The organism is Candidatus Chloroploca mongolica, from assembly GCF_004762035.2.
Classification (GTDB): domain Bacteria; phylum Chloroflexota; class Chloroflexia; order Chloroflexales; family Chloroflexaceae; genus Chloroploca; species Chloroploca mongolica.
This window is the reverse complement of the sequence record NZ_SIJK02000044.1, coordinates 29153-41228: the sequence shown is the minus strand read 5'-3', so window position 1 is coordinate 41228 and position 12076 is coordinate 29153. Positions and strand designations below refer to the sequence as shown.

Sequence of the window (12076 nt, the reverse complement as noted above, 5' to 3'; positions counted from 1 at the left end):
ACGGGCACGGGCACGCCGTGCCCGTACGCAGGGGCACGGGCAAGCCGTGCCCGTACGCAGGGGCACGGGCAAGCCGTGCCCGTCCGGGGTGGCTCGTGCCCGTCCGGGGTAGGGGCACGGCTTGCCCGTGCCCGTAGGCGGGGCAGGGGCACCTTTTGGGGGTAGGTTTTTTATTCACGGGCCGAGGGAGCGTCATAGCGTTGGCTTGTTTCGCATGAGGTTGGCGGTGTCGTTGGCCAGGGTTCGGGGGACAAGCGTTGCGGCATCGGGATGGACTGGTGGTTCAATGCCCGCACCAAGAGGACGCTCCACCCCAGGCGAACGAGCCGGAGGCAGCGGGGGTGACAAGGAGAGCGCAGCGGGGGGCAACGCCCGCCATGTCATTCCGAACGAAGTGAGGAATCTTCGCTGCGGCGCATGGAAGACCCCTCGCTGCGCTCGGGGTGACAAGGAGGGTGCTCGGGGTGACAGGGCGGGCGCTCGGGGTGACAAGGAGAGCGCAGCGGGGGGCAACGCCCGCCATGTCATTCCGAACGGCGTGAGGAATCTTCGCTGCGGCGCATGGAAGACCCCTCGCTGCGCTCGGGGTGACAGGGAGGATGCCTTGGATGGTCATGACCCGCACGTCATATGAAAAACCCACCCCCAAGAGGGGCACGGCTTGCCCGTGCCCGTCCGCAGGGGTAGGGGCACGGCTTGCCCGTGCCCGTCCGGGGTAGGGGCACGGCTTGCCCGTGCCCGTCCGGGATGGCCCGTGCCCGTACGCAGGGGCACGCCGTGCCCGTCCGGGATGGCCCGTGCCCGTACGCAGGGGCATCGCCGTGCCCCTACGGACTTAAGGCGTCACTTCGGGGGGGACGGGTTGCGTTTGCGGGGCTGGCTGGGGCACAACAGGGGCGCTCCCCGAGCCGGCCATCTGATTGAGCAAGAGCGTCAGGTCGGTGTTGGGATCAATGAACCACATATTGCCATTCTTCATCATCTCGACCATCAACTCACGCTGGCGCAGTTCAAACAGTTCGGGGTTTTCGCGCCAGTAGCGCCCTTGAATAGCCCGTACCTGCGACTCACGGCTAGCGGCTTCTAGGGCCGCTGCCGTCTGACCGCGCTCGCGGGTCAAGGCTACGGTTGCCTCTTGCTCGGCCTGAAAGAGATTATTGGATTGCTGGGCCTGGATCTGTTCGCGACGCTTCTCCTCAGTCTCGATCTGGACTTCGAGATTAGCCTTTTCAGCGAGCAACTGTGCGTACTGCTCACCAACCTGTATATCAAGCACCTTGACCGCCTCGAGCCTTACATAGAGCTGCTCAACAGGTGAGCGTTGCCCTTCAGCCTTGCTGGTAAGGAACTGGCGAATGCGATCGGCAAAGCCACCGCGATCCGAGAGCGCCTGGTCAAGCGTAAACTGCGTTGACGCACTCTTGAGCGCGTCGTTAATGAAGCCATCAAGAAACGCATTCAACTGACTATCGTCCACCCCGATCTCACCATAACTGGACTGAAGCGCCTCGGGCGTCGCGATGCGGCTATAGTCAACTTGAATGTCAATATCATAGAGTTGCTTATCGCTACTCGCGACATTCTGCTCGATCGTGCGGGTTTGGCGACGGATATTGACGACCTCAATATTGGTAAAGGGTGCAAAGGGCCGAAAGAAAATGCCCGGTTCTTGTACGCCCTCAACACGACCCTGGGTAACAATAAGGCCTCGTTCACCCTCGTTGATCTGGGCGAATTTCATTGTCGAGAGCCCGATGCCCACGACGACCACAATCAGCAAGATGACTCCGAGCACGCTCAAACGTGCTCCACCACCCGACTTAGATTTACCTGAAGGCGAATTACCCTGTGACATTGGTATGCTCCTTGTCCTCAAAGCCTAAGGCTTCAGCAACGATATAAAGGGGCCTGCCCTTTACCTCGTCGTAAATGCGTCCGACATACTCCCCAATAATGCCTAGCGAGATAAGCTGAACAGCGCCAATGAACAGCACGATAGAAAGGGTTGAGGCCTGCCCATAGAAGGCGGCATCTTCGGCGGTGGGATTGCCGAGGCGCAGGGCAAAGACGATGAGAATAAAGATGAAGCTCAGCGCGGCAACGATGAAACCCATGTACGTTGCCAGTTGCAAGGGTAGGTACGAAAAACTGGTAATGCCGTCGAGCGCGAATTTGAGCATTTTGCGCAGAGGGTACTTGGTTGTCCCAGCTTTGCGGGCGTGGCGCTGATAGGTGACGCCGGTACTTTTGAACCCGACCCAGACCGAGAGCCCGCGCATAAAACGGTGGTGCTCGCGGATCTGCCCAAGCGCATTCACGACTTTGCGATCCATCAGGCGGAAATCGCCCGCATCGCTCGGAATATTGACGCTAGTAATGCGATCAATCAGGCGATAAAAGAGCGCCGCCGTCGTGGTTTTGAACCATGTCTCGCCTTGTCGTTCTTCGCGAACGGCATAGACAACCTGGTAGCCCTCGCGCCATTTCGCGATCAGCTCAGGAATGACTTCTGGCGGATCCTGGAGATCTGAGTCGATCACGACCACTGCGTCGCCACGTGCATGGTCGGCACCGGCCGTAATGGCGAGTTGGTGGCCGAAGTTGCGTGAAAAATTGATCACTTTGATGCGTGGATCGTTCAGGTGAAGCGCATACATCAATTCGAGCGAACGATCACGACTTCCGTCATTGACCAGGACGACCTCGAAGGGTTCACCGAGTGGTTCAAGGGTGGCTACCGTGCGGTGACAGAACTCCTCGATCAGCTTTTCTTCGTTATAGACCGGAGCGACCACGGAAAAGACCGGACGGGTGACCTGTTGTTGGTTATTCATAGCAGGTTCAGCAGCAACCATGGTACTCATCTGTTTCATGCGCACGTTTCTCACTTGAGAGCATCCCAGTTTGGCCCGATCTCCACATCCACCCCGAGGGGGATCTGGTACGTGACTCCATGTATTGTAGCCGTCAGGCGATACGCGCCTTCCATAATGTCGCGCACAAGTTGGGCCGCAAGGTCAACCTCGTGCTCAGGTGCTTCGAGGATGAGCTCGTCGTGAACTTGCAAGAGCAGCCGGGTCTGCAACTGGCGTTCACCGAGGGCCTGGTGGAGCTGTACCATTGCGATCTTCATAATATCAGCAGCGGTGCCCTGAATAGGGGCATTGATCGCCTCACGCATGGCGGCCTGCGCCCGTGGCCCACGGTCGTTGCCGCGTAGTTCCGGAAAGAGCCGCCGTCGGCCAAAGAGCGTGGAGACATACCCGTTGGTACGGGCCTGGTGCAGGGTGGTATCAATGTAGGCTTTGATGCCCGGGAATTGCGCAAAGAGCCCATCAATAAGGGCCTGGGCCTCGCCTCGTTCCAGGCCCAGGCGCTGGGCAAGCCCAAAGGCGCTGATGCCATAGATAACGCCAAAGACAACCGTTTTTGCGATCCGGCGCTGGTTTTTATCGACCTCGTTCTGTTCAATGCCGAAGAGCCGGGCGGCGGTTGCGGCGTGAATGTCGCGTCCTTCAACAAAAGTAGCGACAAGATCGGGATCCTGGGTATACCCGGCCAGCACACGCAACTCGATCTGCGAATAGTCGGCGGCCACAAACTGATGTCCGGGTATCGCGACAAACCCGCGCCGGATGGCGCGTCCCTCTTCGGTGCGAACGGGGATATTTTGCAGGTTGGGATCGTTGGACGAAAGCCGTCCTGTTGCGGCGCCCACCTGGTTATATGACGTGTGAATGCGTTGCGTCTTGGGATTGATCATCGTTGGCAGCGCGTCAACATAGGTGCTCTTGAGCTTGCTCAACTGGCGGTAGTGCAGGATCAGTTCGGCAATCGGATGGGCTGCGCTCATCTGCTCTAGTCCCTCGGCGGTGAGCGAATAGCCACCGCTTTTTAGCTTGCTCAAACCATATACTTTCGGATCAATGGCCGGTTTGCCATTGAAGAGGATCCGATTGAGTTGCTGGCCTGAATTGATATTGAACTGTTCGCCTGCCTCGTGATAGATTGCCGCTTCGAGTTCGCCAATACGACGTTGCAATTGCTCGTCAAGTTGCGTGACATAGCTGCGATCCAGGGTAATGCCGGCCTCTTCCATGGCGACGAGCACGCGGATGAGGGGCATTTCGAGACGAGTAAAGAGGGCTTGCAGTTCCGTTTCGTCGGCGAGTTGCTTGGCCAGATGGTGCTGGAGACGCAGCGTCAGATCGGCATCAGCAGCGGCGTAGGGGGTTGCCTGATCGATGGGCACTTCAGCAAAACTGATCTGCTTGGTGCCCTTGCCGATCAGATCCTGGATTGGCATGGGCGGATCGGCCAACTTCAGTTCGTAGAAGGCGAGATCTTTCAAGCCGAGACGCTGTTTGCCGAGCAGGGCTGCGGCAAGCATGGTATCAAAGCGTAACCCTTCGACGTGAAGATCGACACTCAATAATAATTCAAGATCGAATTTTGCATTATGAGCATATTTGGCCTTCGCTGGGTCAGCGAAGAGCGGGCGCAAAGCGGTCACCACCTGCTCAAGCGGCAACTGCTCACCCTGATGATGCCCGACAGGCAGATAAAACCCAGCGCCAGGGGTATGGGCGAGGGAAATCCCGACGAGGTCACTCTCAAAGGGACGGAGGCCACTGCTCTCGACATCGAAGGCAAAACCTGGGGCGGCCTGCAATTCAGTGATCAGGGCTTCAAGTTGCGCCGTCTGGGTGATGCACTGATACGTGCCGAGGTTTGGGTTTGTTGGTCGAGCCGGGCCCGAAGGTACCGTTGGTGTTGCAAAGAACGACAGCTGCAGCGTCTCACTCGATGGCGCGGGGCTTGCAGGTAAACTGGTCGGGAGATCGGCAAAGAGCGGCTGTTGGATCGGGCCAGTGGCCGAAGGTGGAGCAGGCGTAGCTCGTGGCTCAGCGGATTCATTAGGAAGTGGGGGGAGCTTACGAATAAGATTGGAAGTAGCCCCGATCTCCAGCGTTTGAAAGAACTCGATCACCGCAGCGCGGTCATAGCTTCCGAGCGCACATGCAGCGAGATCGAGGTGGGTTACGGGCACATCACGGACAATCGTGGCGAGGTGCTTGCTAAAGAGGGCGGCCTCACGTTGGCCTTCGAGGGGTTTCTGATAGCGTTTGGGCACCTCGGCAAAGCGCTCATAGATCGCTTCGATCGAGCCAAACTGCTTGAGCAGCGCAATGGCGCCCTTCTCACCGATGCCGCGGACACCGGGAATATTATCGCTGGCATCGCCCTTGAGCCCGCGCAAATCGGCGAGTTGATCTGGCCCCAGGCCATCATACCGCTCGCGCACTGCCGCCTCGTCATAGAGCGTCGTATTCTTATTGCCTTTGGCATAGGGATTCGCGAGCAGCACCTGCACATAGTCATCAACGAGCTGAAGGCTATCGGTATCACCGGTCAGGATCAGTGTCGCGACATCAGCCTCGGTCGCCTGGCGGGCGAGCGTCCCGATCACATCATCGGCCTCGAAGCCATCGGCGGTATAGATGGGGATCGCCAGGTGGGTAATCAACTCCTTGATGCGTTCAAGTTGAGGATGGAACTCTTCGGGGGTTTCGGCGCGACCGGCTTTATACTCGGCATAGAGATCATCGCGGAAGGTACGCCCAACATCAAACGAGACCGCCACATGCGAAGGTTGCTGATCCTGGATCATACTCAACAGGATCTGCGCAAAGCCAAAAACCGCATAGGTTGGCTCGCCCTGAGAAGAGCGCAAACCGGCCTCACGCAGGGCGTGAAAGGCACGAAACGCGAGCGCGTGACCATCAATCAAAGCGAGGCGTCTGGAAGCCCCCATAAGCATCCCCTATAGAACAGACATCCCAGGGGATATTATACCATTCACGGCCTGCGCAGGAGGTAGGTTGTGGCTAGCATCATCGCCACGATGGTGGCGGCAATGATGAGCATGCCCTCGACGGTTGCCATGCCAGCGCTGGTATGCGCTGCGAGCTCGATGCCAAGGGCGAGAAAGATCCCATTGACCCAGAGGATCAGTTTTTCACGAAGGGTTGTACGCATAAAAATGTAAATTTAGTTAAAGAGTAGAAGCTGCACAGCTTGCAGCGAATTTCTTTTTTAGCTACCACTAAAATACACCTTTGGTGGGTGATTGTCAAGGTTTTTGGGGTTGTTGCGGGCGATTGCCCGCAACAACCCGTGTTGCTAGTCGTGTTGCTAGTCGTGTGCGGCGTAAGAGCTTCCCGGAAGCTGCCTGTCTATTTCAGGTATAATACGCTTATGCGCGCAGAATAAGCACGCTAAGCCTTGCATAACCTCGCTTTGCCTCATTGTTGATCTAATGAAGACTCGGCGCAACCGACAGACTAAAGACGATTACTATGAACAACTACGACCACGATCTTCATGTCAGTTCACTGCAGCGCATTCTTGACAAGATGCAAGATGCGGTGATGTCTGTCTCGTTGCCTGATCATGAGCTTATCTTTGTGAGTTCCAGGTTTGCCGATGTCTTTGGCTACCCAGCGCAGGCTTTTCTTGACGATCCAATGTTGTTCAAACAGGTTGTGCATCCCGATGATCTCGAAGCCAGTATGCACGCCATGGAGCAGGGGCTTCGCGATGGCTTTGTTGAGCTTGAGCATCGCATTATCTGGCCTGATGGGCAGGTGCGCTGGCTGCATCGGCGGGCCTGGGTTGATGTCGACGAGCATGATCGTCCGATACGGGTGAATGATAGTGCGCGTGATATTACCCAGCAGAAAGAGGCCGAAGCCAAGCTGAGAGAGCAAGCAAATATTTTGCAGCAGGTTTCTGATGCGATCATTGCTACTGATGTCGATCTCAGGATTACCGCGTGGAATCAGGCTGCCGTGACGATCTATGGCTGGACGGAAGCCGAGGCGCTGGGGCATCCGCTTGACGATCTGCTGCAGACCAGATGGCACCACACCTCCCAGCGTGAAGCCGAGGCGATCCTGGTCGCGACCGGGCGATGGCAGGGCGAGCTTCAGCAGCATGCCCGTGATGGTTCCTTGCGCTATATCTGGTCTTCGGTAAGCTGGCTGCGTGATGATGCAGGCGCGATCATCGGCGGCATTGCGGTGAACCGCGAGATCACCGCCCGCAAGTTGATGGAACAAGAGATCCTGACGCAGAATGCGATTTTGCATCAATCGCGCGATCTGATTGCGCTGTCAGATCTCGCAGGTCGTCTGATCTTTATCAATCAGGCTGGCGTAGAAATGCTCGGCTCGGAGGATCATGCCATCATCATTGGCAAACCAATCAGTTGGTTTCATTTGCCCGAGGATGCGGCTCGCACCCTGAACGAATACCTGCCGCACGCCATGGTGATGGGGATGTGGCGCGGCGAGAATCGCCTCAAGACGTTTGATGGTCGCCTGGTAACGGTTGAGCAGACGATCTTTCCTGTTCGTGATGCGAATGGCACGATCATCCGGCTTGCGACAATTATTGCTGATATTACCGAGCGCAAGCATGCCGAAGCAATCTTACGTGCCAGTGAAGCGCGACAGCAGTCGTTGCTCAATGCGATTCCCGATCTGATACTGCGCTTTCACCGTGATGGGACGCTACTCGATTACCATGAGCCTGCCAATAGCCTTCTGCCCTTCAAACCTGAGATATGGCTCGGTAAAAAGACAACAGCCTTTTTTCCTGAAGATATTGCGCAACAGCATGAGCTAGTGATGAACCAGGTTATGGCTTCTCATCAGCCAGTGCAGTATGCGTGTACCTGGAAGGTAGGCGATCAGCCTCGTAGCTACGAGGTGCATGTTGTGCCTTCCACTGATGAGGAGTTGCTGGCGATTCTTCGTGATGTGACAGCCCAGAAGCGTGCCGAAGAGGAGCATCTGGCACGCCAGGAAATCGAGGCAGGACATCGTGCGACGAATGCGTTTCTTGCTAATGTGAGCGATGATATTCGTACCCCTCTCAACGCTATGCTTGGCTTTGCTCAGATCCTTGCCGAGGATCCTTCGCTGACGCCCAGACAGCATGAGCATGTCCAGACGATTGTACGCAATGGTGAATATCTGCTGATGCTCTTCACCGATCTTCTGACCATCACCAGGCTTGATGTTTTTGTGCCGAGCCTCCATCTGGCTGACGTCAACCTCTATGAGTTGTTGCATGATGTCGAGATGATGTTTCGGTTTCGCGCCAAAACGCGAGATTTGGTGTTTGTCGTTGAGCGTGATGCAAGTGTGCCTGCGTATGCCCGTGTGGACGGAGTCAAACTGCGGCAAGCCTTGATCAATCTTGCCTCGAATGCCGTTAAGTTTACCAGAGCGAGCACGGTGAGTATGTGCGTGCATGTTGAGCGCACTGTGAATCCGCTCGGCGGTCAACTCGATCATTTGTATCTGGTGATTGATGTTGAAGATGGTGCTGTCGATGGTGCTGCCGAAGAACAGGTGTATCTCTTTGATCGCTTCTGGCAGGATCGTGTAGGCGGTCTGATCCATGGCGCTGGTCTGGGGTTCAACATTAGCTTACGCTTGATCGAGTTGCTAGGCGGATGCATTGGGGTGAAGACTCGGGGTGATGCTGGAACCTGTATGCAAATCTGGCTCCCACTTCAAGAGAGCACGCAACAGTTGCCGCAGCACAACGCGACTGAGCTTACCCCGGACGATCTGGCTATCTTGCCATCAACGATTGTGCAAGCGATGCTGGAAGCGGTAGCCCAGGGTGATCGAACCCATCTCCTCCAGACGCTTGCCCAGGTTCAAACCCTCAAGCCAGATCTTGCGACAAGGCTTCAATTCCTTGTCGATCAGTACGCCTACGAACAACTTAGCTCTCTATTGCTCTCCAGAGGAGGCGTAGCTTGATGGATGCGGATGCAACCCTCCCAACAATTATGGTGGTGGATGATAGCCCGACTAATTTGACGCTGCTGAGTGAAGTCTTACAGGATCAGGGCTACCGTATCGTCACCTTTCCAAGTGGCATGCTGGCGCTTAGGGCGATGGATCAACATCCTCCTGATCTTGTGCTCTTAGACATTATGATGCCGAACATGAATGGGTTCGAGGTGTGTCAAGCAATCAAGCGCAATCCTTACCTGGCCGAGATTCCGGTGATCTTTATTAGCGCCCTGGGCGACGCCGCTGATCGTGTTCAGGCGTTTGCGGCTGGCGGCGTTGATTACCTTGTCAAACCATTTCAGCAAGGAGAGGTTCTGGCCCGCGTGAAGATCCATTTGCGTCTGCGTCAGATGCAGCAAAAACTTCAACAACAAAATCTCTACCTTGAAGATCTGGTGCGTGCGCAGGTTCAAGAAATTTCCGACTCGCAGTTGGCGACGATCCTTGCGGTCTCGAAATTAGCTGGCTATCGCGACGAAGAGACAGGGTGGCATATTGAGCGCACACGGGTTTTTTGCAAATTGCTTGCCCAGACGTTGCATACCAACCCTTGTTACGCACCGATTCTTACCGACCAATTCATTGAAAATATCTATCATGCAGCCCCTCTCCATGATATTGGCAAGGTGGGCATTCCCGACGCGATTTTGTTGAAACCGGGCAAGCTGACGTCCGATGAGTTTACCATGATGACAAGGCATACCGTGATCGGGGCCGAGACCCTAGAACGGGTGCTCGAGCTCTATCCCAACAATGCTTTTATCAAAATGGGCATTGAGTTGACTCGTTCACACCACGAGCGCTGGGATGGCACGGGCTATCCTGATCATCTCGCTGGTGAAGCGATTCCGTTGAGTGCGCGTATCCTCGCGGTGGCCGACGTGTATGATGCATTGCGTTCGAAGCGTCCGTATAAAGAGCCGTTTGATCATGCAAAGACGTGTGCGATTATTTGCGAGAGTGCGGGTTCGCATTTTGATCCGGCTATTGTAGACGCTTTTGTGACGATCGAGGCTGAGTTTGAGCGTATCTCGAAACATATGCAGGATCACTGAGCTAGGTTCGGCGCATCTTTGTTGCGAACAAAAAGCCAGCATTGCTGGCTTTTTTGTTCGCAACAAAGATGCGTGGTGCCGGAGGCGTGCTTGCCCTGGTGGGGTACAATGATCAGAGAGATTGCCTGCTAGCTGTGCGAAGGGTGGTATGTTTCAACAGTTACTCACGACGGTCGGCCATGAGGTGTCGGGTGAGGCGGCACGGGCGCTAGTGGCCCGGATTAGTCAGTGGCATCGGATTCAGGCTAGCCCGATGTACCGCGAGGCGGCCCATTGGGTGCATGCGACGTTGCAGAGCTATGGTCTCGATGCAACGCTTGAGTCGTTTCCGGTGGGCGAAGGCCGCCAGGTCTGGGGTGAACCGTTGTTTGATGAGTGGCAGTGTCACGAGGGTTGGCTCGATCTGCTGTTGCCCGATGGTTCGACGCAACGCCTCGCCGATTACCGGGCAGTGCCGTTGTCGCTCTTGCCGCGTAGTGTGAGTACGGATGGTGAGTTTGAACTGGTGGTGGTGGAGCGTGGCGATCGGGTTGAGGATTATGCTGATCTGGAGGTTGCTGGCAAGCTGATTTTGACGCGCAGTATGCCGATGAGTGTGTATCGTGTGGCGATCGAGAAGCTCGGGGCCGCCGGGGTGATCTGCGACGGGATGCGCTCGTTGCCCGAGATCTGCCCACCTGGTGATCTGCCTGATGCGATCCAGTATGCGTCGTGGTGGTGGTGGGGCGGCGAGCGGCGGGCCTTTGGGTTTGCGTTGAGTCCACGCGTGGGTGCGGCGTTGCGTCGTCGCGCAGCCCGTGCGGCCGATGAGGGGCGTGTGGTTCGTTTGCGGGCGCGAGTGCGCAGTAGTTTTACCGATGGGGCGATCGAGGCCGTCAGTGCGTTCATTCCCGGCCAGAGCAATGAGGAAATCCTGCTTGTGGCGCACCTCTGCCATCCTGCCCCGTGTGCTAATGATAATGCCACTGGTGCGGCGGCAGCGATGGAAGTCGCACGTGCCTTGCATATGCTGATCGAGAGTGGTCGCCTGCCCCGCCCGCAGCGTGCGCTGCGTTTTCTCTGGATGCCCGAGATGACCGGTACGTACCTTTACCTTGCTCGTCACGAGGGGCGGATCGAGCGCACGGTTGCCGCGCTTAACCTTGATATGGTGGGGGCCGATCAGGCGCGCTGCGGCAGTGTCAATACGATTATACACACCTCTGATGCCTTGCCGAGTTTTGTTGGCGATCTGCTCGAAGCGATCCGCACGGGGATGCACGGCGTCAGCGATACGCTCTATGGGCGCACCGAGCCGCCGTTGCTGCGCATGGCGAGTGCGCCTTTTTCGAATGGCAGCGATCACTATATTCTCGCTGACCCGACGGTTGGCATTCCGACGCCATTGATCATCGAGTGGCCTGATCGGTTTTACCATACGACCGCCGATACGCTTGATCAGGTTTCGGCAACAACGCTTCAGCGCAATATGACGCTCGCCGGTACGTACCTGGCGTTTCTGGCGAACGCGGGTAGCCGTGAGGCCACCTGGCTTGCCAGTGAGTTGAATGCCCGTTTTGTCACGCGGATGGCGCAGGTGCTCCAGATGGCGACGACGGCTGCTCTGTCTGGTGAGCCGCCGCGGGGGGCTTCCTGGGATCTGCGCCTAGCCTATCGGCTTGAGCGGCACGCAGCGGCGCTTGCCGATCTGCGGCGCATTGATCCGAATTTTGACCCGCTTCCTGCGCAGCAATACGCTGCCTTGCAGATGAGGTTGCTCTGGGAAGGGTATGCTGATGTGCTTGAACCCTGGCAACTCACTGAGGTGCGGCAGTTGCCCGCCGATCAGTCCCACCTGGTGCCCCGGCGGCTCTATCGGGGTCCGGTGAGCCTGCGCCCTCATTTGCGGCGCCTTGATCCGCTCGAGCGCGAGATGGCCCAGGCCGCGATTCGGGCGGCCAGCGATTTTGATAGCCTCGTCGCGGATCTGGCGCTCTTCTGGGTTGATGGGCAGCGTACCCTGGGTGAGATCCTCAATCTCGTTGAACTGGAGACCGAAGTGCGTGAGCCTGAGGCGCTGTTTGCCTATTTTGATCTGCTCGTGCGTTTAGACTTGCTCGCCTGGTAGGTCTTGGTGGGCTCAAAAAAAGCCAGCGTCGCTGGCTT

General features: G+C 56.8%; 7 protein-coding genes. 3 read left to right on the top strand and 4 right to left on the bottom strand.

Annotation, left to right across the window (positions count from 1 at the left end; translation table 11 throughout):
* Window positions 1-835: 835 nt before the first annotated feature.
* Genes EYB53_RS19190 through EYB53_RS19175 form a run of 4 tightly spaced genes read right to left on the bottom strand, consistent with a single transcriptional unit; the run spans window position 836 to window position 6039 of the window.
* The gene (locus EYB53_RS19190; RefSeq protein ID WP_135480009.1) at window positions 836-1855 is read right to left on the bottom strand and encodes an SPFH domain-containing protein; all 1020 of its coding nucleotides are present in this window, start codon (window positions 1853-1855) and stop codon (window positions 836-838) included.
* Window positions 1842-2873 carry a glycosyltransferase family 2 protein gene (locus EYB53_RS19185; RefSeq protein WP_303646662.1) on the bottom strand — a complete coding sequence of 344 codons (1032 nt, stop codon included), beginning with the start codon at window positions 2871-2873 and terminating at the stop codon, window positions 1842-1844. The genes EYB53_RS19190 and EYB53_RS19185 overlap by 14 nt, the downstream gene beginning before the upstream one ends.
* Window positions 2874-2884: 11 nt before the next feature.
* The gene (gene polA / locus EYB53_RS19180) at window positions 2885-5815 is read right to left on the bottom strand and encodes a DNA polymerase I (protein ID WP_135480008.1); all 2931 of its coding nucleotides are present in this window, start codon (window positions 5813-5815) and stop codon (window positions 2885-2887) included.
* 44 nt (window positions 5816-5859) lie between these two features.
* Complete coding sequence (locus EYB53_RS19175; protein WP_135480007.1) at window positions 5860-6039, bottom strand: hypothetical protein; 180 nt, start codon at window positions 6037-6039, stop codon at window positions 5860-5862.
* Between the two features lie 320 nt (window positions 6040-6359).
* Here EYB53_RS19175 and EYB53_RS19170 point away from each other — a divergent pair, with 320 nt between their 5' ends.
* The 3 genes from EYB53_RS19170 (at window position 6360) to EYB53_RS19160 (ending at window position 12038) form a co-directional block, all read left to right on the top strand.
* A complete protein-coding gene (locus EYB53_RS19170) occupies window positions 6360-8840 on the top strand; it encodes a PAS domain S-box protein (protein ID WP_135480006.1) in 2481 nt (826 codons plus the stop codon).
* Complete coding sequence (locus EYB53_RS19165) at window positions 8840-9931, top strand: response regulator (RefSeq protein WP_135480005.1); 1092 nt, start codon at window positions 8840-8842, stop codon at window positions 9929-9931. The genes EYB53_RS19170 and EYB53_RS19165 overlap by 1 nt, the downstream gene beginning before the upstream one ends.
* A 148-nt stretch (window positions 9932-10079) precedes the next feature.
* Window positions 10080-12038, top strand: coding sequence for a DUF4910 domain-containing protein (locus tag EYB53_RS19160; RefSeq protein WP_135480004.1), 1959 nt, complete (start codon window positions 10080-10082; stop codon window positions 12036-12038).
* Window positions 12039-12076 lie beyond the last annotated feature (38 nt).